We start from the raw sequence: 19857 nt of genomic DNA on the forward strand, positions 1-19857 counted from the left end.
AGACCAACATCAATGAAATGGGAAACAACCCTTGCGAAACCCTTTCTTCGGGTACTCCCATGACGCACCGCACGAAAGAGGGCCGACGGTCGGGGTGACCGCCGGCCCCCGGATTCCGGCGGGGTGGCAGCGCCGGTCACTGCGACCGACCATAGGAGACGTCACTGAATTAGGACAACCCTTGTAAAACCCTTCCAACCCACCAATTCATCTGGTACATAGCTTTCTGAGTGCAAATTAATTTTGTGTTACAGGGTTCAGCCGCCCACGATCCAGGCGGTGAGCACGGCGTGCGCGTCGGCGGGCAGCTCGAGATCGCGGAGCGTCGCGCGTGCTGCGGGGCGCAGGCTGGTGTTCCCGCGCCCCCGCACGACGACCCCGTAGAAGGCCTCCCGGGCGAACATGTGGTTCCGTCCCGCCGAAGCCGCGACGATGACCAGTAGCAGAGCCGCGCGGACCTGCGGCGGGAGCTCGCTCCACACCTCCGGGGCGTCCAGCGCCGCCGGGATCCGCAGGTTCCTGATCGCGCCCTCGACCGGCGCGAAGCGGACGGCGAGGTGCGGGGCCAACGCTGCCAGGTGTTCGAGTGCGTCGACACCTTGCCCGGCAGGTCTGTGGTCGAGAACGCGGAGTATCCACTCCGCCTGCGAGAACGAGCTGTTCCACGCGGTGGAGACGTAGTCGAACAGGCGGTCGAACCCGCCCCTCCGCAGACTCCGCGCGGACGGCAGCTCGAGGCACCGCCACCACCGCGCCCGCTCCGGGATCGCGGCGCCGAGACGCCCCGCGAAGCGGCTGGTCAGTGGAACGCTCCGCGACAACGCGCTGAAGAGACCCTGCCCCACCAGGCTCGCCCAGACGATGCCGGCGGAAGGATAGGCCGCCCGGTCCCCGGCTGCGGCCTCGACCGCCGAGATGATGCCCTGGGTGATGCGCGCCCGGTTGTCGGGGTTCCCCACGTGCAGGGCCGCAGCCAGCGGAACATCGTTGATGTCAGCGATCTCAGGCCCCCGCAGCCGGAGATCCGGATGCACCGAGCACGCGCGCAGCGTCGCCCGCGTGACCACGTCGCGGACCACGTCGTTTCCCGGCGCGACGTCGTCGAGCATCCCGGCGGCGAAGGTCAGGACCGTCGATGCCCGCACCGGATCGTCCGTGGCGTCGTAGTCCGCCATCGCCAGCCGCAGCACGCCGTCGGCGCCGCCCTCGAAGCTCCGGTCCAGGATCTGCACCGCCAACTGGGCCACCACGCTCCACGTCCCGTCACCCATCCGCGTCCGGAGTTGCTCCCAGACCGCCGCCGGGTCCGGCTTGGCCTTGACCAGCTGGGAGGCCGCGAAGTACTCGAGGAAGGTGCGGTGCACGAAGCCGTACTGGGGCTGCGCCCTGTCCACGCCCATGTCGGTGAGGACCCAGGCCCGCCCGGCGCAGAAGTCGAGGAAGTCCTCCGCCGCCTGCAGCGCCTCGTCCGGGTCCTCGAAACGCCTCTCGGACAGGTGCGCGGCCAGGCTGCGGCTCAGCTCGGCCCGGGGCAGGACCTGCCGGCCGGCCGGGTCGGTGAACAGCTGCCACGCCAGGCGTTGCACCGTCGGGCGGACGAAGGCGGAGTACTTGTGCGGGACCTCGATGTCGCGGGACCGGTCCCAGGTGACGAACAGCAGCTCGGCGCAGCGCTCGTAGATCTCCGGCCGGTTGCGGGGGATGTAGTGCGTGCTGGAGTACAGGGTGCACAGCAGGGACAGCATCAGCGGGTTCGCGCACAGGTCCCGGACCCCGACGCTCTCCCGGAGGAAGTCGCGGGCGAGGCTCCCGGGTTGCCTGGTCGGGTCGAGGGCGAACCACTTCGTCACGTACTCCGTGATCTGCCGGTCGCCGAACGGCGCGACGGCGGTCACGGCGAACAGGTCCGGCTCCAGTGGCGCGTCGGCGTAGCCCACGACGCGGGAGGTGAGCACGATCCGGGTCAGGGGGTAGCGGTGGACGAAGCCCTCCACCATGCGGGCGAAGGACCGGCGGTGCGCGGCGGTGCCCAGTTCGTCCAGGCCGTCGATGACGACGAGCGCCCGGCCGTTGAGGAGCAGGTACTCCAGGGCGTCCGGTGGCGGCTCCACCTGGTGCGGGCGGCGACAGACCGCCTCCAGGTACGTGACCAGGGTGTCGTGGCGGCGCCGCAGGCCGGCCGTGTGTTCGCGGACCACGAGCAGGAGCGGGACCAGCCCCGCCAGGCCGGGCACCCGGTCCGCGGCGAGGTCGTGCACGAGCTTGGCCGCGAGGGTGGACTTGCCGGCCCCCGGGTCGCCGAGCACCACGGTGCGCAGCCCGCCGGCCACGACCTTCTCCACAGTCGACGGATCCGCCTCCGGATCGTCCTGGGGCCGCAGGTTCGGGGCGACGTACAGCGCGGAGTAGTCCACGAACCGGGACTCGCCGGCGTGGTGCAAGCGGAGCCGGGTGTGCTGGGCGCGCGCGGCCTCGCGCAGGGTGCCGGCGAAGCCGTCGATCTCGACGAGGGAGTCGAGCCGCTGCAGCAGTTCCGCGTTGCGCACCCCGGCGGCGGCCACGTCCGCGCCGATCGCGAGCGTGTACCCGTCCACCTCGCCGGGATCGCCGACGGTGACCTGGACCAGGTGCAGCACCAGGTCCGTGACCTCGAAGCAGACCTCGGGTCCGAAGACCCCGGTGTGTCGTAGGCCGTGCCGGATCTGGTCCCGCAGGGTGGCGCGGGCCCCGTCGGGATCGGGACGTGCGGCGGCGACCAACGCCTGCCGCACCACCTGCGCGAACACCGGACCGTGCAGGAAGTCCCGCAGGATCCGCAGCTGTCCGGGGTCGAGCAGTTCCAGGACGGCGCCGGAACCGGCGGGCAGCATCACGGCCTGGGCGTCGTCGACGGCCCGGGCGGCGAGGCGGCGGCGCGCCCGGGCCGAGGACCGGGAGTGGATCACGTCGCCGGTCACCTGGGTGACCATCGCTCCGACATATCCGAGCAGGGTGGAGAGGACGAGTGACACGGGGCTCCTCGGGCACGAACCGGCGAATCCTCGACGATAGTGAGGCAAGCCGCCCGGCGCTGTCCCGTAGGCGACGGGCGTCACACCGACTATTACCTACTTAGTCGCTAGGGATAGTTGCCTTTAAGTGTCGCGGGCCATTAGCCTCCTTGCCATGAGCCCCTACCCGAGCACCCGCGCGCATCGCAGCACGCGATGTTCGCGTTGACGTAGCCGCTCTCCTCCCGCCCGTTCCGGGCCACCGATCCACCCCTTTCCCGCCGACCGCGACCCTCGCGGCCGGCCGCCACGGCCCGCGCATCCGCACGGCCGTCCGCAGGCCCCCACCTCGTTCCATCCAGTAAGGAGAACCATCCGTGCGTCGTTCACTCGCACTTCTCACAGCCCTCGCCCTGCTCGGCACCGGGTCCGGCTGCGCCAGTCGGGGCGACGCCGCGCCGGGCGCCGAACAGAAGGTCCTGCGCTACCAGGGCGCGGTCGGCGCGGTCACGCTCCCCGAGCTGGCTGCCGACCTCGGCTACCTCGACTCCATCTCCCTGAAGTGGATCGGCAACACGACCAGCGGCCCGCAGGACATCCAGGCCGCCACCACCGGCGACGTCGAGTTCGGCGGCGCGTTCAACGGGGCGATCGTCAAACTGAGGGCCGCCAAGGCGCCGATCCAGGCCGTCGTCGGGTACTACGGCGTCAACGAGCAGGTCTACGGCGGCTTCTACGTCCTCGACGGCAGCCCGATCAGGAGCGCCAAGGACCTGATCGGCAAGAAGATCGGCATGAACACCCTCGGCGCGCACTACGAGGCGATCCTGAAGACCTACCTGGTCCGCAACGGGCTCACCGACGAGGAGGTCAGGAAGGTCGAGCCGATCGTGGTCCCGCCGGTCAGCACCGAGCAGTCGCTGCGGGCTGGGCAGATCGACGTCGCCGTGCTCAGCGGCACCCTGCGGGACAAGGCCCTGGAGAAGGGCGGCATCCACCCGCTGTTCACCGACTACGAACTGCTCGGCGCGTTCACCGCGGGCAGCTACGTGTTCCGCACCGACTTCCTGAAGAGGAACCCGGGCACGGTGCGCACCTTCGTCACCGGAGTGGCCAAGGCCATCGAGTGGACGAGGACGACGCCCCGCGAGCAGGTGATCGCCCGGTACGCCGACATCCTGCGGAAGCGGGCCCGCAACGAGGACGACAGCCAGCTGAAGTTCTGGAGGAGCACCGGCGTGGCCGGCGCGGGCGGGCTGATCGCCGACAAGGAGTTCAGCACCTGGGTGGACTGGCTGGACCGGTCCGGCGAGCTGAAGAACGGCAAGCCGGCGCTGACGGACCTGTTCACCAACCAGTACAACGCGTACAAGGCGGCGTCATGAAGATCCAGTTGCTGGACGTGACCAAGACCTTCGGGGACTTCACGGCGCTGTCCGACGTCAGCCTGGACATCCGGGCCGGGGAGTTCGTGGCCCTCGTCGGGCCGAGCGGATGCGGCAAGTCCACGCTGCTCGACCTGCTCGGCGGGCTCACCCGGCCGACCGGCGGCCAGATCCTGATCGACGGGAACCCGGTCACCGGGCCGGGGCTGGACCGGGGCGTGGTGTTCCAGCAGTACGCGCTGCTGCCGTGGCGGACCGCGCTCGGCAACATCGCGTTCGGGCTGGAAGCCAAGGGGGTGGGCCGCCGGGAACGCGAGGAAAGAACACGTCACTTCCTCGACCTGGTCGGGCTCGACGGTTTCGGGGACCGCTACCCGCACGAGCTGTCCGGCGGGATGAAGCAGCGGGTCGCCATCGCCCGCAGCCTCGCGTTCGACCCCGAGGTGCTGCTGATGGACGAGCCGTTCGCGGCCCTGGACGCCCAGACCCGCGAATCGTTGCAGGACGAGCTGCTCCGGATCTGGGAGCGGACCGGCAAGACGATCGTGTTCATCACGCACGGCATCGAGGAGGCCGTGTACCTCGGCCAACGGGTCGCCGTGATGACCTCGCGCCCTGGGCGGATCAAGCGGGTGGTCGACATCCCGCTGGACTCCCGGACGAGCGGCGGGGACCTGCGCGCGAACCCGGAGTTCGTCCGGCTGCGCCACGAGGTGTGGGAACTGCTCCGCGACGAGGTCCGCGCGGCGCAGGCGAGCGAGAGGGAGGCCCGCGTTGGCTAGCATCTCCGTGCCGGGGGTCGCGCGGCTGCGCGTACCCGTCATCGGTTGGGTCTTTCGTCGGTTCGGGGTCCTGGCCCTGCTCGCCGCCGGGTGGGAGTTCGTGCCCCGACTCGGCTTCGTGGACGCCACGTTCCTGCCGCCGTTGTCGGAGGTCCTCGGCGCGTGGTGGGACCTGGCCCGCTCCGGCGAGCTGTGGAACCATGTCGAGATCAGCCTGGTCCGCTCGCTCAGCGGGTTCGCGCTGGCCATCGCGCTGGCGATCCCGCTGGGCCTGCTGATCGGCTGGTACAGGCCCGTGGCCGAGGCGCTCAGCCCCGCCCTCGAACTGTTCCGCAACACCTCCGCGCTCGCGCTGCTGCCCGTGTTCATCCTGATCCTGGGCCTCGGCGAGACCTCCAAGATCTCCCTGATCGTGTACGCCTGCTCCTGGCCGATCCTGCTCAACACCATCAGCGGGGTACGCGGCGTCGACCCCCTGCTGATCAAGGCCTCGGTCTCCCTGGGCCTCAAGCCGGCCCGCCTGTTCCAGAAGGTGATCCTGCCGGCGGCCGTGCCCACGGTCTTCACCGGCGTCCGGCTCGCTGGCGCCTACTCGATCCTGGTCCTCGTCGCCGCCGAGATGGTCGGCGCGAAGGCCGGCCTCGGCTACCTGATCAACGCCTCGCAGTTCAACTTCGCCGTGCCCGACATGTACGCGGGCATCCTCACCATCTCGGCCATCGGCCTGGTGTTCAACCAGGTCCTCGTCACCCTCGAACGCCGCTTCTCGACCTGGAGAACCACATGACCCGCCAGCTGCACCTCAACGCGTTCCTGATGGGCGTCGGCCACCACGAGGCCGCGTGGCGGCACCCCAGCACCGACCCCCGCAAGGTCCTCGACGTGAAACACTTCCAGGACCTCGCCCGGATCGCCGAACGCGGCACGCTCGACTCGCTGTTCCTCGCCGACGGCCTGTTCGTCGGGCCCAACGCCCGGCACAACATCCTGTCGGTGTTCGAACCGCTCACCCTTCTGTCCGCCCTGGCCGCCGTGACCGAGCACATCGGGCTCATCGCGACCGTGTCCACCAGCTACCACGAGCCGTTCAACGTGGCCCGCAAGTTCGCCTCCCTCGACCACATCAGCGGCGGCCGGGCCGGCTGGAACATCGTCACCTCCGCCACCGACGGCGAGGCCCGCAACTTCAACCTGCCCGGGGTCGCCGCGCACCGCGACCGCTACGACCGAGCCGAGGAGTTCGTCGACGTCACCCTCAAACTGTGGGACAGCTGGGAGGACGACGCCCTGCGCTTCGACGTCGAGGCCGGGGTGTTCGCCGAGACCACGAAGCTGCACGCCATCTCCCACGTCGGCGCACGGTTCCGGGTCGACGGGCCCCTCAACACGCCCCGCTCGCCCCAGGGCCGGCCGCTGCTCGTCCAGGCCGGCTCGTCGCGGGACGGCAGGGACTTCGCCGCCCGGTACGCCGAGGCCGTGTTCACCGCCCAGCAGACCCTCGCCGAGGCCCAGAACTTCTACGCCGACCTCAAGGCACGCGCCTACGAACACGGCCGCGAGGTACGCGTCCTCCCCGGCATCGCCCCCGTGATCGGCTCCACGGAGGCCGAGGCCCTCGCCCTGGCCGCCGACCTCCAGGAACTGATCGTCACCGACCACGCGATCCACCAACTCTCCCAGATCCTCCAACTCGACCTCAGCACCTACGCGCTCGACGGCCCGCTGCCCGACGTCCCCGACTCGACGACGATCGAGGGCATGCAGAGCCGCTACCAACTCGTGGTCGACCTCGCCCGACGGGAGAAGCTCACGATCCGCCAGCTCCTCGGCCGGCTCGGCGGCGGACGCGGCCACCGGGTCGTCGCCGGCACCCCCGAACAGATCGCCGACGAGATCGAACTGTGGTTCCTGTCCGGCGCGGCCGACGGTTTCAACGTGATGCCCCCGGTCCTGCCGTCCGGACTCGAAGCCTTCGTGGACCACGTGGTGCCAGAACTCCGCCGACGCGGCCTGTTCCGCGAGTCCTACACCGGCTCCACTCTGCGCGAGCACTACGGCCTGCCCCGCCCGGCGAGCCGCTACACGGCGGTCCCGGCATGAGCCTCGCCACCGACGCGCAGGACCTGTTGTTCCGGGCTGCCCGGACCGCGAACACGTTCACCGACGAACCGGTCACCGACACCCAGGTCCACGCCATCTACGACCTGATCCGCTTCGGCCCGACCGGCGCCAACGCCCAACCCCTGCGGATCGTGCTGGTCCGCACACCGGAGGCCAGGGCCCGCCTGCTCACCCACGTCAGCGCCACCAACGGGCCCAAGATCGCCGCCGCCCCACTCGTCGCGATCCTGGCCGCCGACACCCGATTCCACGAGACCCTGCCCAGGCTCTTCCCTCACAACCCGGGAGCCCGCGACTGGTACGCCGACCCCGCCTTCCGCGAGTCCCAGGCCCGCTTCAACGCCTCGATCCAGATCGGCTACCTCCTGGTCGGCATCCGCGCGGCGGGCCTGTCCGCGGGCCCCATGGGCGGCTTCGACGCACCGGGGGTCGACAAGGACTTCTTCCCCGACGGCCGGCTACGCTCCCAACTCCTCGTCAACATCGGCCGCCCCGGCCCGAACGCCTGGCAGGCCCGCCTCCCCCGCCTGGAACCCACCGAGGTGATCACCACGGTGTAAACCTCAGACCGCGACTCTCGCGGCGAGACTCCGTGGCCGCCGGCCGGGGACCGGAATCGGGGTGTGGGCCCGACCCCGAACCCGGCGGCCACGGCCCACCCTCCACAACCCGCCCCACCCCCGGCCCGCCGCCCCGGCACCCAACAGAGCCGGTGGGGTCGGGTTCGGAGGGAGTAAAAGGCTCTTCTCCCTCCGAACCCGACCCCACCGGCGCCCCTACCGGTGCACCTACCGACGCGGCGTCCGCAGATTCAAACTCTCCAACCAGTGATCCACCCGCAACAACACCGTCAACAGAAACGCCGCCACGAGCGCCAACCCGACCCCCGTGAGATTGTTCTCCAGATTGTCGAACCGGAGCAAAAAGAACTCCCGACCGTACGGCACCGCCACCACCAACCCGAACGCCGCGACCATCGCCCCCACCAACCCGGCCCGCCACCACGTGTACGGCCGGGCGACCAGCGCCAACGCCCACACCGCCACCAGGAACAGCGTCAACGCCGCCGTCGTCCGGTCGGCGTCCAGCCCGGAGGCGGAGTTGGCCCGGGCCAGCCAGTACGCGAGGAACGTCGCCAGGGCGCAGACCAGCCCGGCCGGGACGGCGAACCGCAGGACCCTCGGGACGAAGCCGGGCCGGGCGCGCTCGGAGTTGGGGGCCAGCGCCAGGAAGAAGCCCGGGACGCCGATCGTGAGCGCGCCGACGAGCGTGACGTGCCGGGGCAGGAACGGGAACGGCAGCCGGACGACGCCGACCAGGATGGCGAGGGCCACGGAGTACATCGTCTTGACCAGGAACAGGTTGGCGACCCGTTCGATGTTGCCGAGCACCTTGCGGCCCTCGGCGACCACGTACGGCAGGGTCGCGAACCGGTCGTCGAGCAGCACCACCTTGGCGACGGCCCGGGTCGCCGCGCTGCCGGAACCCATGGCCACGCCCAGGTCGGCGTCCTTGAGCGCGAGCGCGTCGTTGACCCCGTCGCCGGTCATCGCGACCGTGTGGCCGCGCGACTGCAACGCGCCGACGAACGCCCGCTTCTGCTGCGGCGTGACCCGCCCGAACACCGAGTGCTCCTCCAGCACGTCGGCGAGCGCCCCGGTCTCGGCGGGCAGCGTGCGGGCGTCCACCGGGGAGCCCGCCCCCGCCACGTCGAGGGACGAGGCCACCGCGCCGACGGACACCGCGTTGTCGCCGGAGATCACCTTGACCGTGACGTCCTGGGCCCGGAAGTACCGGAGCGTCTCGGCGGCGTCGGGCCGGATCCGCTGCCGGAGCAGGATCAGCGCGGCGGCCGTCACCGGACCCAACTCCTCGCCGAGAGCGTCGGCCCGGCCGAGAGCGAGGACCCGCATCCCGGTGGATCCGATGTCCTCGGCGAGGGCCCGCTGCGGGTCGCCGGGGGCGAGGAGGACGTCGGGCGCGCCGAGTACCCAGGTGCCCTGGCCGTCGAAGGTGACGCCGCTCCACTTCCGGGCCGAGGAGAACGGCACCTGGTCGGTCACCGGCCAGTCCGGGGCTGTCGTGGTGCCGGCGGCCGCGACGAGCGTCGGGTTGGGGGTGGACTCGGCGGCGGCGAGCGCGGCGAGTACCCCTCGAAGGTGTTCGGGGGTCTGACCGTCGCACGGCCGCACCTCGTCGAGGTCCATCCCGGACTCCGTGAGCGTGCCCGTCTTGTCCAGGCACAACACGTCGACCCGGGCCAGCCCCTCCACCGCCGGCAGCTCCTGCACCAGGCACTTGCGCCGCCCGAGCCGCACCACCCCCACCGCGAACGCGATCGTCGTCATCAGCACCAGACCCTCGGGAATCATCGGCACGATCCCGGCCACGCTGCTCACGATGGCCTGCGGCAGGCTCTGGTCGGCCCGCAGCTGGCTGACGATCAAGAGCACGCCGACCGGCACGATCAGCCAGGTCACCCAGGTCAGGATGCGGTTGATCCCGGTCATCAGCTCCGAGCGCACCAGACTGAACCGGCTGGCCTCCGCCACCAACGTGTTGGCATAGGAGTCGGGCCCGACCTTCGTCGCCTCGAACGCCCCCTCGCCGGCGACGACGAAGCTGCCCGACATCACCTCCGCCCCGACCTCCTTGTGCACCGGGTCGGACTCGCCGGTGAGCAGCGACTCGTCCACCTCCAGCCCGCTACTGGCCGTGACGTGCCCGTCGACCGGGATCTTCTCCCCCGCGCCGAGCAGAATCAGCTCGCCCAGCACGACCTCCTCGGGCGTGACCGCGTGCTCGGCGGCGTCCCGGCGGACCCGGACCGGGGCCCGGCCGAGCACGGCGAGCTGGTCCAGGGTGCGCTTGGCCCGCAGCTCCTGAATGACGCCGACGGCGCTGTTGAACACGATGACCAGGCCGAAGACGGCGTCCCTCGGGGAGCCGAACACGAGCACGAGGAGGACCATCGGGGCGATGATGGCGTTGAACCGGGTGAACACGTTGGCCCGGATCACCTGGGCGAGACTGCGATTGTGGTCCCGGCTGGCGACATTGACCTGCCCCCGCGCGACCCGCTCGGCGACCTGTGTTCGCGTCAAACCATCCATGACCCCTATCTTGTACGGTTTGCCCAAGTCGCGCGGCGGATCGCCCCCTTGATCGGTGTTCGCGGCCGAATCGTGGCTGCGTGGGTTGAGCCCCGGCCGCGTGGGGCGCCGTCAGGTGTTGTGCCTCCAGAGTTCCCAGCCTTCGGGGCCGTGGTGGGTCTGGTAGGTGTGGTCGGGGTCGAGGGACTCGTCGCCGTGCAGGGTCGGGACGCTCATGGCCGGGTGGCCTGCGCGGCGCAGTCGGTAGGTGTGGCCGGGTTCGGTCCACGCGCCGCCGGTGACGGTCCAGGTGACGCCGTCGTGGGCGAGGCCGTAGGTTTCGCCGGGGACGAGCCAGTAGGCGTAGACGCCGTCCTCGTCATGGTCGTCGTGCAGGCAGAGGCTGATGACCCGGTGCAGGCCGTCGGCCTCGTGGGTGTCGAGGGTGCCGAGGGCGGTCGCGGTGAGCGGTGTCATGCCTGGCTCCCGAGCAGTCCGGCGAGTTCCCGGCTGGCCCGGCGCTGGAGAGCCTTTGTCGCCCCGATGCCGCGGCCGAGTTCCGTGGCCGTCTCAGTCAGCGACAAGCCGTGCAGGTATCGCAACCTCAAGCACCGCTCCTGGGACAGGCTGAGCCTCGCCAGCGCGAACACAATGGTGGCTCGACGCTCGGCCGCGAGTGCCTCGGACTCCGGGGAATCCCTAGGGTCGCAGCGGTCCAGGGCAGCCGGCTCACCAGTTGTGTGGACCCGCTGTCGCCACGAGGACTTCGCGTCGTCGAATACAAGATTCCGCGCGATCGTCACCAACCAAGCACCCGGATCCCTTCCGGTCTCCGCATAGCGCTCGACCGCCCCCAAGGCCCGGGCGAAGGTCTCTGAGGTCAGATCCTCGGCCAGGACCCGGTTGCGAACCCGCCGCATCAAGAACGCGAAAACAGCTATCCGGTACCGGCGGTAAAGCTCAGCGAACGCCTCGCGATCGCCACTCCCAGCGCCGGCTATCAGCATTCGAGGATCGATGCCCCGATAGTCCACAGCACACCTCCCACGGTTTCTCAGCGTGTGAGGGAAACGCTACGATCGGTTGACATCCGGATCGACTGACTGGCGGTACGCGTTACGGCAGGTCAGCCACCAGGTAGACGGAACTCAGCCATGCAGGCCGACTCCCAGTCAGCGTTAGGAGTTGTCATGCCGCACAGGGGCGTCAGCGGACCTCCGTCCGGGCTCGTCACAGGTCACGTCTTCAAGCTGGTCCGGGAGTCGATTCCCCGTAGTCAGGAGGCGCTGGCGGTCGACCTCGGAGTGGATCGCACGACGATCCAGAGCTGGGAGTCGGGACGACGACCATTCACCTCGGTTGCACTGAGCCAGGTGATGGCAGTCAGGAACACGCTGTCCAGGCTCGGAGCCAATCTCGCGCTCCTTTCAGCGCTGGATGACGCGGCGGAGGCCGACTACCTACTCCATGCGCTGGTCAACTGCGATGCCTCGTCGATGCCCCTCGACCATCACCCTCTGGCGTCAGCGGTCGTCACCCGAAAGGTGACTGACATGCTCGCCTGGGCACTGAACGGCGCCGTGCCCGAGGTGGTGAGAAACCAGCCCATATCCAGGAGCCGTCGAGGACCAGTTGCCGAAGGCCCCACCCTGGGTTCTCCAGAACGACAGACAGCGTTTCAGCACCTCGGGATCACCGTGGAGCGCTCACGCGCGTCGAACCTCCTTCTGCACAGGCAGGCTTGCTACCTGGGAGGAATGGACTCGACCAGAGGATCAGCCGAGTGGCTCACGCAGGCTAGGAGACATCGGAAGTATTTCGGCAAGGCACACGGGTGGTCACTGGCCTGGCCTGACGCCCGATCCGTGGCGACGTCGCTGGCCAACCAGGGCGACAACGAGCCACTCCGGGACTTCATCGCCAACTGCCATGGCGACGATTCCTGCGAACTTGCCGGTCTCAACTACTGGGCATACTGGATCGGCGAGGTCGAGTCGCGACAGCGTGACGATCTGTTCATGGCCGACCGCCACCTGCCGTGGAGTGGGAACAGGTTGTTCCGGCATCTCGTGGGACGGCTCGACAGCGACTCCGCATTCGTGGATCTCAACATCCATAGTCTCTGGGCACTGCTGTTTCTACGACGAGGTCTACCTCATCACGACCCTGCCAGCGCCGGCGAACTCATGGCCCGGGCCGAGCGCATCCTGGACATCGGAACGGTTTCGCCTCAGTCTCACCGTGAGCTAACGTCGGTGACCTACGGGCTACGCATGGATGGGTTCACCATGGCGAGGAGTGACGTGTGAGCGGTGTTGAGGGTGCGATGCGGTTCATCTTCGAGACCGGGATGCTCAAGCGCGCCAAGCGCACCGGTTGGTGGATCGCCGGGGTCCCCGAGCCCGAGTCCATCGCCGACCACTCCTTCCGCGTCGGCGTCGTCGGGGCGATCCTCGCCGCCATGGAAGGGGCCGACCCCAACCGGGTGGCCCTCCTCGGCCTGCTGCACGACACCCAGGAGACCCGGGTCGGCGACATCCCGCACATCGGGCGGCGCTATGTCACCACCGTGCCCAACGAGCGGGTCACCGCCGACCAGGTCGCGCACTGCCCACCGGCCGTCGCGGCGATGGTCCAGGACGCCGTCGACGAGTACGAGAAGGGCGAGACCGTCGAGGCCCTCGTCGCCCACGACGCCGACAAGCTCGAGTGTCTCGTGCAGGCCGTCGAGTACCGCAGCAGCGGCAACGCCAACATCCAGCCGTGGATCGACTCGACCCTCGCGTCGTTGAAGACCGCGTCGGCCCAGCAGCTCGCACAGGCGGCGCTCGACGGTGACCCGATCGGGTGGCGCAACCCCTGAGCGACGCGGCCGACACCGGCCGCTACGGGACGAACCTGTAACCCATTCCCGGCTCCGTGAGCAGATGGCGCGGCCGGGCCGGGTCCGGCTCCAGCTTCCGGCGCAGCTGGGCCATGTACTGGCGCAGGTAGTGCGTCTCCGACACGTACGTCGGCCCCCAGATGTCGGTCAGCAGCTGCCGCTGGCTGATCAGCTTCCCCGGGTTGCGGACCAGCGGTTCCAGCAGCTCCCACTCGGTCTTCGTCAGGTGCGTGTCGGGCGTCACGGTGCGTTTTGCCAGGTCCACCGTGTGCTCCCCCACCGTCACCACCGGGGTCGACTCCGCCGGGGCGTGCCGGCGGGTGACGGCACGCACCCGGGCGAGCAGTTCGTCGACCCCGAACGGCTTGGTGACGTAGTCGTCGGCCCCGGCGTCGAGGGCCGCGACCTTGTCCTGGCTGCCGGTGCGGCCGGACAGCACGATGATCGGCACGTCGGTCCAGCCGCGCAGGCCCCGGATCACGTCGGTGCCGTCCATGTCGGGCAGGCCGAGGTCGAGGACGACCAGGTCGGGGCGGTGCTGGGCGGCCGAGCGCAGGGCCTGGCCGCCGTCGGGGGCGAGGTCGACCTCGTAGCCTCGGGCGGTCAGGTTGATCCGGAGCGCACGGACGATCTGCGGTTCGTCGTCGACGACGAGAATCCGGGTCATTGCCCCAGTGTGCGCCACTCGCGCCGGTCGATGATCACCGACATTCTCCTTGTACTCTTGCCGGCATGTCTCTGTTTGACCTGAACGTCAACACGCTCGACGGCCGGCCCGACGCGCTCGGCGCGCACCGGGGCCGCACCGTTCTCCTCGTCAACGTCGCCTCGCAGTGCGGGCTGACCCCGCAGTACACGGGGCTGCAGGCCCTCGCCGAGCGGTACGCGGACCGGGGCCTCGTGGTGCTCGGCGTGCCGTGCAACCAGTTCGGTGACTAGGAAGGTAAAAACAGTGACCTGGGTCACCAGCCTCTCCCACCACAGTAGCCAGACAACTACGCTAAGTAGCGCCCGAGAATCGCACCGCAGCCCACACGAAGCCCCTCGCACGGGCACGGCGCAAGGGGCTTCGGCTGACTATGCGGACAGGTCAAGGTGCAGGTTGTTTTCTTTCGCCGCGTCGGCCAGTTCGTGAAGTTCCACAACTTCGACATTGGCCGCGCGGAGAAGTTCCTTACCCTCGCAGTCCACGAAGGTCCCCGGCTCGGACCACGCTTGCACAACTCTCGGAATCTTGCGAGCCAGGACCAGGTACGCACACCCCTCGAACCCCAGGCTCTTGTTACCTGACGCTCTGATGCTGCATGGCTCCAGGGTTGTGTAGATGGTCGACTTAAGCAGTCGAGGATCGTCCGCATCGATCTTGCTAAGGGCCGACTCCTCCGCGTGAATCCGCCCCGTTTCCCGGGAGTAGCCGCGCGCCAGCTCCAGGCCCAGATCCGAGCCATCGTCATAGACGACCACGGAGCCGACCGCGAACGCATTAGCGTCGAACGGGCACTTCTCGGACTCACGGATGGACTCGCCCATCCAGTAGAGATCTTTGAGGTACTGCTTGTCAGTCATGATTCCCCACCTGGTTGAGCAGACATCGCGTCAATGAACTGTTGGACATCAGGGTCACCCCGCCACACCACAAGAGCATGCGTCAGTTCGACCAGCTCCAGCTTCGCTCGCGCCGATCGAGTGTCCCTCTGGATCGAGAGGGCCCGCAAGCCCAGGGATGCGGCGCGAGCCGCATCTTCCTGGCCTGCGCAGGCTCGCGCCTCACGCGCCAGGTACACACCTTGATCCCGCCGAAAGCCCTCCTGAAGGGAAGGGAGGGCAAGATCGTAGGCGTCCATGGCAGCTTCGTATCTGCCGAGAACAGTCCGGCTCTGTGCCCGGCAGACCTGGATGTACGGCTCATCGAAATACTGTCCCCAGTTGACGGCCTCCGGCTCAGCATCGGACAGCAGCTCGTGGGCCAGATCAAAGGATCGCTCCGCTTCGTCGGAGTCGCCCAACAGGGCGTGTCCATGTCCGGCGTACGTTGCGGCGATAGCGGCAATCTTGGATCTCGGGCGGGCCATCCGAATGGCGGCCTCGGCTGTCTCGACAGCCTCATCCCCTCGGCCCATCTCCCCGGCAAGTTGGCTCATCCTTGCCATGACAAACGCCATCGAGGACCAATCCCCGGCGGTCGTTGCCCATCCCAACGATTTGTCAATCCAGAACTCGGCAGCTTGGTGATCGCCTACGTCCTGGTGCAGCCATCCGACCAGATCGGCGTACTCGGCCAGGAGTCGCAGCCAGTCACCTCTACGGTCTGAGTGATAGAGCTTTGCCTGCTGGACAAGCTTGAACTGCTCCAGCGCCGCCGGAAGCATGTTCCGCGCCCCAAAGCGATTATCGCACTCCGCAAGCAGTCGCCTGCTCTCGTCGTAGTACTCGATCGGGTGGTGATCGATCGCTGGCGAGTCGACGTCTGCGAACTGCCCTAGAGCGTTCACCTGTGCATCCACGTAGACGACCTGCCCCTTTGCCGTCCTTACCGGAAGGACCAGTTGCAGGCCCGGTGCCAAGCGTGCATCACTGTTGCGCTCATTGACCACAGGGCCAACCAAAGAAGCCTCATCAGCCGCCGAACTAGCCTCATGAGGTGTGCCTCCGAACAGCGTGTCCCAGAGGCCCAGGAGCGCGCCGCCAGCCTTGAGGGCGCTGTCGAGCTTCACCGCTAGTGCGCGGCTAACGCCGCGCTCGCCCCGCTCCGCATAGCCGATGTGGCTTGAATCGCAAGGCACAGCCTTGCCTAGGGCAACCTGCGACCAACCCATTTGTGAGCGCCACTCGCGGAGCTTGGCACCCCACATGTGCACGGCGCTCGCATTGGGAGTCAGACGAGCTGGACGCTGCCCCAAGAATCCCTCCCATGTGGCTAATTGAGGCGCGCAGAAGGAGCCTCATGCCGCTGTCGTTCAGAGTGCCAGCGTACCCCCACTCTGTGTACAGGCCCGATCTACCCAATCACGACAGTAGATCTTGACCACGATAGGGGGTGACCATCCATGACCAGCACTGACTTCGAGGGCGAGAAGCCCGAGGGCGAGACCGACGAGGCTGCCGACGAGTAAGAAGTGCGCGAGCCCCCGGCATCCCTCACAGACGCGGTCGGGGGCTCGCATCAGGGTTCGAAGCCAACCGACTTCGGGAGGGATGCACAGTGATCGGTCTGCCGATCTTGCTCGACTGCTCGGAGTCGAAGGGTTGCCGGGACGAGCTGGGCGACCTTCTGCCTCGGTACGTGGAGGCGGACTCTCGCGGCTACGAGCGTCGGCGCTGCGGCGCTTACAGCTTCCTGTGGCACCGCTTTGGGGAGAGATCTGAGTCCGCAGCCGTCGAGGCTGCGGGTTGGGCCTGGGTGAAGCCGGCAGTGCGGAACGCACCGAGTTACAGGAGGACCAGATGAGCAGCGAGCACCGAGAGCCGACCAATCCGTTTCCTCGGTACGTCGCCCTGGCCCTGGTGGCTGCGGTCGCACTCGGCGGGTTGGTGTTCTGGATGTTCACAGTGATCGTTCACCACTAAGGGCGCGCTGTGACTGGGATGCGAATTGTTTTCGGCTCCAAGGAGCTGGACGGCCAAACGTACGTCGTGGACGGTCGGCTCTCAGGAGCTATGACGTTGTTCGTTGAGCGGCACAGCGAAGACCACGAGCCCTTGGTGATGGCGTTGATCTTGTATCGCGACTCCCCCAAACCGCAACTGACAGGCCCGCCTGGCTGGGAGGAGGTAACGGCTGCGGTCGGTGATTGGGCGCTGAAGCGCTACCGGCTCTGGATGCACGACCACGGCCGCTGTGATGGTCGTTGCTTGGATCAAGTGTGCAAGTAGCTGCGGGGGCTACCTTGCCCGCGTCACCTTCCCTGAAGGAGGACTAGTCATGACCACCACCCCCACCTTGGAGAAGACGGGCCGCGCGCTCATCTCCCCTGCCGTGTTCGACCGGTTGACCAACCGGGTCGTCACGGACCACCTGATCGACCTGCCGCGCGCGGAGCGCATCGTCGACCAGGCGCTCGGCTTCGTGGCGACGTGTGCGGCGAACCCGGGTGCGGCGCTGTCCCCGAGCGTTGAGGTCGACATGGGATGGCACGCCTTCCTCGTGCACACCCGTGCCTATGCCGACTTCTGCACGGAGGTCGCGGGGCGCTTCATCCACCACGAGCCCACCGACGAGACCGACGCCAAGAGCGGCGGCATCATGCGCACCGTCAAGGCGATGCGCGCGGCCGGCTTCGCCGTCGATGACGAACTGTGGCCCAACATGGCGGACTGCACGCAGTGCCACCAGGGCTGCACCGACAGCAACTGATCCGTAAAACGGCGGCCCCCGGGATGTCGGGGGCCGCCTACCTCGAAGGAGACTCCATGGCCCTCTGGGAGGACCTACCCGCCGCGCTGCGCGCGACGGCCGAAGAAGCCGGCAGTGCCCCGATCCTCAGGGCCACCCCCACGAGCGCCGGCACCATGTCAGCGCTCTCGGTGGTGCTGGACCTGGGCGACGGTACCCGCGCGTTCTGCAAGGGCACCCCCGCCGACGCGCCGAATGCGTGGATGCACCGCAACGAAGCGAACATCACGCCGGTGCTGCCCTACGGTTTCGCGCCGCGCCCGCTGTGGAACATCGATGAAGACGGCTGGCTGTTGACGGGGTTCGAGTTCGTGACAGGCGAACACGTCGATCTCACACCCGGGTCACCAGACCTGTCGGGCCTGGCCGATCTGGTGGCCACCGTGGGCAAGCGGCTCACGCCCGCTCCTCACACCACCGCCGCCCCACTGTCGGAGCGGTGGGCTTCCATGCCCGAGTGGGGCAGGCACCCGATCGACATCCTTGCGGGCTCGACCTTGCTGCACATGGATATGAACGCCAACAACATCATCGTCAACCGCGACACTGACCGGTTCTGGTTGGTGGACTGGGCGTGGTCTGCGACGGGCGCGGCGTGGATCGACCCTGCACTCATCGTCATCCGGCTCATCAACGCCGGGCACGACCCCGTCGAGGCGGAGCAATGGGCCAAGGCTGTGCCTGCGTTCCACAACGCCCCGGATGCCTTCCTTGACATCTTCGCGGACGTCATGTCCACCCTATGGACACGCCTGGCCGTCCGCAGGCCGACCCCGCATAGCGCGGGCCTGGCACGCGCCGCTCAGGTGTGGTTCGCACACCGCAGCAACAGGGGCCGCTGATGCTCCGCCGGGTTGCTCGCCGCGTAACCCTGGCCTTCATCTTCGGCTGGGCGTTCGCGTCCATCGCCCTGGGCATCACCACCGCACTGCGATGACCGAGCCCCGGCCGTGCCACTGCGACCCCCGTGTGAGTTGGCAGCGGTTCACCCGAGGGCAGACCAACCGCTTCACCCGGCAACAGCTCGACCGCATCAAGGTCGTGGCGTGCCCGGAGGCTCCGGGCTACTTCCACACCATCCCGAGGACACCACCACCATGCGCACCATCGCACTCCTAGCCCTTGCCGGCATCGTCGTCGTGATCCTGGGACGCGGCACACACGCCTGGCTCGGCCTCTGGCGCACCTATGCCAAGACCGGCCTGATCCTCGCCGGGCTCCTACTCGCCGCCCTGGTCAGACTCGGCGCGATACCACTGCACTGATCGGGTCAGGTAGCTGCGGGGGCTACCTGCCCGTTTGAATCGTTGTTCACATTGGATGCACAGGACTAGGAGAGTGGTGTTCAAAAAGTCCCTCATCGGAGTCGCAGCTCTGATCATGGCGGCCTCGGTCAGCGCGTTCGGGTTCGTCCCGGCTGACAAGGCCGACGCTGCCAGCACCTCGCGTGTCCAGCACGCCAGGACCACCCCCAACCCGGCATGCGACCGCCCCCAGCCGCAGGCCACCCGCCCGGCGACCCCGCCAGCCACTCCTTCCGCACAGCCCGAGCTGCCCAGCGCCGCGAAGGCCGCCGCGCCGAAGGTCGCCCCGTCGAGTGCCCCCGCCCAGTCGCGGCGGGAGGTCCGCGACCCGTACGGCAACGGGCAGCCCTGCCCCGGCACCGTCGCCAAGGTCCACGCTCAGGGGCTCAACACGGGCGGCAACCCGGGCTCGGGCTGCTTCGGGGTCACCTGGCACACCTCCACCATCTGGGACGTGCCGGTCTACTACACCAGTGACCGCATCTTCATCAGCTCCGGCGACACGTGCACGTTCGATCGCAACTTCCGCACGGTCGTGACTCTGGACATGGACGGCTGGTTCAAGGTTTTCGACTTCTACCAGCCCACCCAGACCTGGACGCTGATCTGGCACGCGGGAAACAACGGCTACCCGAACACCCCGTGGCAGGCCCGCACCCAGACGGCCTACGCCGACTACATCCTGTACCAGACCGACAACAACCTCGTGGCCTACACCGTGGGCGGAAGTCCACGATGGTCCTCCTGGACGTTGCAGGCGGGCCTGGCGTTCGGCACCGCCCAGAGTGACGGGAACTTCTGCATCTACCTGAACTACCAGACCGCAGGCTGGTGCACGGACACCAACTACTGATGACCATCCATACCTAAACTGGAGCCCCTGGCCGATGGCCGGGGGCTCCCTGA

General features: G+C 68.4%; 20 protein-coding genes. 13 read left to right on the forward strand and 7 right to left on the reverse strand.

The features are described 5' to 3' along the window. Positions 1 to 257: 257 nt before the first annotated feature. The gene (locus IW245_RS17955; protein ID WP_197004330.1) at positions 258 to 3011 is read right to left on the reverse strand and encodes an NACHT domain-containing protein; all 2754 of its coding nucleotides are present in this window, start codon (positions 3009 to 3011) and stop codon (positions 258 to 260) included. Between the two features lie 356 nt (positions 3012 to 3367). Between IW245_RS17955 and IW245_RS17960 the strand changes: the two genes are divergently transcribed. The 5 genes from IW245_RS17960 to IW245_RS17980 are packed head-to-tail and all read left to right on the forward strand — an operon-like array spanning position 3368 to position 7838. Next, on the forward strand, positions 3368 to 4375 hold the full coding sequence (locus IW245_RS17960; RefSeq protein WP_197004331.1) for an ABC transporter substrate-binding protein: 1008 nt from the start codon (positions 3368 to 3370) through the stop codon (positions 4373 to 4375). Continuing rightward, positions 4372 to 5157 (forward strand): ABC transporter ATP-binding protein, encoded by a 786-nt coding sequence (locus IW245_RS17965; protein ID WP_197004332.1) that lies wholly within the window; start codon positions 4372 to 4374, stop codon positions 5155 to 5157. The genes IW245_RS17960 and IW245_RS17965 overlap by 4 nt, the downstream gene beginning before the upstream one ends. Continuing rightward, positions 5150 to 5944: an ABC transporter permease gene (locus IW245_RS17970; protein WP_197004333.1), complete on the forward strand. Its 795-nt coding sequence runs from the start codon at positions 5150 to 5152 to the stop codon at positions 5942 to 5944. Before IW245_RS17965 ends, IW245_RS17970 begins: the two co-directional genes overlap by 8 nt. After that, positions 5941 to 7257, forward strand: a complete 1317-nt coding sequence (locus IW245_RS17975; RefSeq protein ID WP_197004334.1) for an LLM class flavin-dependent oxidoreductase — start codon at positions 5941 to 5943, stop codon at positions 7255 to 7257. The genes IW245_RS17970 and IW245_RS17975 overlap by 4 nt, the downstream gene beginning before the upstream one ends. Then, entirely contained in the window at positions 7254 to 7838 is a 585-nt protein-coding gene (locus IW245_RS17980; protein ID WP_197004335.1) for a malonic semialdehyde reductase, read from the forward strand. Before IW245_RS17975 ends, IW245_RS17980 begins: the two co-directional genes overlap by 4 nt. A gap of 228 nt (positions 7839 to 8066) precedes the next feature. On the opposite strand, the gene IW245_RS17985 is transcribed toward IW245_RS17980, so the two are convergent. The 3 genes from IW245_RS17985 to IW245_RS17995 all read right to left on the reverse strand — a co-directional run bounded on the left by IW245_RS17985 (position 8067) and on the right by IW245_RS17995 (position 11404). After that, complete coding sequence (locus IW245_RS17985; protein WP_197004336.1) at positions 8067 to 10391, reverse strand: HAD-IC family P-type ATPase; 2325 nt, start codon at positions 10389 to 10391, stop codon at positions 8067 to 8069. A gap of 111 nt (positions 10392 to 10502) precedes the next feature. Further along, positions 10503 to 10847 carry a hypothetical protein gene (locus tag IW245_RS17990; protein ID WP_197004337.1) on the reverse strand — a complete coding sequence of 115 codons (345 nt, stop codon included), beginning with the start codon at positions 10845 to 10847 and terminating at the stop codon, positions 10503 to 10505. Beyond that, positions 10844 to 11404, reverse strand: coding sequence for an RNA polymerase sigma factor (locus tag IW245_RS17995; RefSeq protein WP_197004338.1), 561 nt, complete (start codon positions 11402 to 11404; stop codon positions 10844 to 10846). The genes IW245_RS17990 and IW245_RS17995 overlap by 4 nt, the downstream gene beginning before the upstream one ends. 156 nt (positions 11405 to 11560) lie before the next feature. Between IW245_RS17995 and IW245_RS18000 the strand changes: the two genes are divergently transcribed. Beyond that, a complete protein-coding gene (locus IW245_RS18000) occupies positions 11561 to 12679 on the forward strand; it encodes a helix-turn-helix domain-containing protein (protein ID WP_197004339.1) in 1119 nt (372 codons plus the stop codon). Between the two features lie 17 nt (positions 12680 to 12696). Further along, the gene (locus IW245_RS18005; RefSeq protein ID WP_197008561.1) at positions 12697 to 13233 is read left to right on the forward strand and encodes an HD domain-containing protein; all 537 of its coding nucleotides are present in this window, start codon (positions 12697 to 12699) and stop codon (positions 13231 to 13233) included. Positions 13234 to 13255: 22 nt separating this feature from the next. Here IW245_RS18005 and IW245_RS18010 read toward each other — a convergent pair whose 3' ends face one another. Next, positions 13256 to 13921: a response regulator gene (locus IW245_RS18010; RefSeq protein WP_197004340.1), complete on the reverse strand. Its 666-nt coding sequence runs from the start codon at positions 13919 to 13921 to the stop codon at positions 13256 to 13258. Positions 13922 to 13986: 65 nt separating this feature from the next. Between IW245_RS18010 and IW245_RS18015 the strand changes: the two genes are divergently transcribed. Further along, entirely contained in the window at positions 13987 to 14193 is a 207-nt protein-coding gene (locus tag IW245_RS18015) for a hypothetical protein (protein ID WP_307788895.1), read from the forward strand. Between the two features lie 138 nt (positions 14194 to 14331). Here IW245_RS18015 and IW245_RS18020 read toward each other — a convergent pair whose 3' ends face one another. Beyond that, a complete protein-coding gene (locus IW245_RS18020; RefSeq protein ID WP_197004341.1) occupies positions 14332 to 14820 on the reverse strand; it encodes a cytidine/deoxycytidylate deaminase family protein in 489 nt (162 codons plus the stop codon). Further along, a complete protein-coding gene (locus tag IW245_RS18025) occupies positions 14817 to 16106 on the reverse strand; it encodes an NsdA family TPR-like regulatory protein (RefSeq protein ID WP_267920105.1) in 1290 nt (429 codons plus the stop codon). The genes IW245_RS18020 and IW245_RS18025 overlap by 4 nt, the downstream gene beginning before the upstream one ends. A 592-nt stretch (positions 16107 to 16698) precedes the next feature. Here IW245_RS18025 and IW245_RS41700 point away from each other — a divergent pair. From IW245_RS41700 to IW245_RS18045, 5 genes are all read left to right on the forward strand, one after another. After that, complete coding sequence (locus IW245_RS41700; RefSeq protein ID WP_267920099.1) at positions 16699 to 16821, forward strand: hypothetical protein; 123 nt, start codon at positions 16699 to 16701, stop codon at positions 16819 to 16821. 355 nt (positions 16822 to 17176) lie between these two features. Continuing rightward, on the forward strand, positions 17177 to 17608 hold the full coding sequence (locus tag IW245_RS18030) for a glycine-rich domain-containing protein (protein WP_197004343.1): 432 nt from the start codon (positions 17177 to 17179) through the stop codon (positions 17606 to 17608). 56 nt (positions 17609 to 17664) lie between these two features. Next, positions 17665 to 18489 carry a phosphotransferase family protein gene (locus tag IW245_RS18035; RefSeq protein WP_197004344.1) on the forward strand — a complete coding sequence of 275 codons (825 nt, stop codon included), beginning with the start codon at positions 17665 to 17667 and terminating at the stop codon, positions 18487 to 18489. 255 nt (positions 18490 to 18744) lie between these two features. Next, complete coding sequence (locus tag IW245_RS18040; protein WP_197004345.1) at positions 18745 to 18912, forward strand: hypothetical protein; 168 nt, start codon at positions 18745 to 18747, stop codon at positions 18910 to 18912. Positions 18913 to 18988: 76 nt separating this feature from the next. After that, entirely contained in the window at positions 18989 to 19804 is an 816-nt protein-coding gene (locus IW245_RS18045; protein ID WP_197004346.1) for a hypothetical protein, read from the forward strand. Positions 19805 to 19857: the final 53 nt, after the last annotated feature.

It is taken from the genome of Longispora fulva (genome assembly GCF_015751905.1).
GTDB lineage: Bacteria > Actinomycetota > Actinomycetes > Mycobacteriales > Micromonosporaceae > Longispora > Longispora fulva.

What these genes read in the sequence shown, in the direction of transcription:
- IW245_RS17975 (WP_197004334.1), top strand. Translation starts at nt 5,941, where the DNA reads ATGACCCGCCAGCTGCACCTCAACGCGTTCCTGATGGGCGTCGGCCAC.
- IW245_RS18000 (WP_197004339.1), top strand. Translation starts at nt 11,561, where the DNA reads ATGCCGCACAGGGGCGTCAGCGGACCTCCGTCCGGGCTCGTCACAGGT.
- IW245_RS17965 (WP_197004332.1), top strand. Translation starts at nt 4,372, where the DNA reads ATGAAGATCCAGTTGCTGGACGTGACCAAGACCTTCGGGGACTTCACG.
- IW245_RS18040 (WP_197004345.1), top strand. Translation starts at nt 18,745, where the DNA reads ATGCGCACCATCGCACTCCTAGCCCTTGCCGGCATCGTCGTCGTGATC.
- IW245_RS17980 (WP_197004335.1), top strand. Translation starts at nt 7,254, where the DNA reads ATGAGCCTCGCCACCGACGCGCAGGACCTGTTGTTCCGGGCTGCCCGG.
- IW245_RS18015 (WP_307788895.1), top strand. Translation starts at nt 13,987, where the DNA reads ATGTCTCTGTTTGACCTGAACGTCAACACGCTCGACGGCCGGCCCGAC.
- IW245_RS17985 (WP_197004336.1), bottom strand. Translation starts at nt 10,391, where the DNA reads ATGGATGGTTTGACGCGAACACAGGTCGCCGAGCGGGTCGCGCGGGGG.
- IW245_RS41700 (WP_267920099.1), top strand. Translation starts at nt 16,699, where the DNA reads ATGAGCAGCGAGCACCGAGAGCCGACCAATCCGTTTCCTCGGTACGTC.
- IW245_RS18010 (WP_197004340.1), bottom strand. Translation starts at nt 13,921, where the DNA reads ATGACCCGGATTCTCGTCGTCGACGACGAACCGCAGATCGTCCGTGCG.
- IW245_RS18020 (WP_197004341.1), bottom strand. Translation starts at nt 14,820, where the DNA reads ATGACTGACAAGCAGTACCTCAAAGATCTCTACTGGATGGGCGAGTCC.
- IW245_RS18030 (WP_197004343.1), top strand. Translation starts at nt 17,177, where the DNA reads ATGACCACCACCCCCACCTTGGAGAAGACGGGCCGCGCGCTCATCTCC.
- IW245_RS17990 (WP_197004337.1), bottom strand. Translation starts at nt 10,847, where the DNA reads ATGACACCGCTCACCGCGACCGCCCTCGGCACCCTCGACACCCACGAG.
- IW245_RS18035 (WP_197004344.1), top strand. Translation starts at nt 17,665, where the DNA reads ATGGCCCTCTGGGAGGACCTACCCGCCGCGCTGCGCGCGACGGCCGAA.
- IW245_RS18025 (WP_267920105.1), bottom strand. Translation starts at nt 16,106, where the DNA reads ATGTGGGGTGCCAAGCTCCGCGAGTGGCGCTCACAAATGGGTTGGTCG.
- IW245_RS18005 (WP_197008561.1), top strand. Translation starts at nt 12,697, where the DNA reads ATGCGGTTCATCTTCGAGACCGGGATGCTCAAGCGCGCCAAGCGCACC.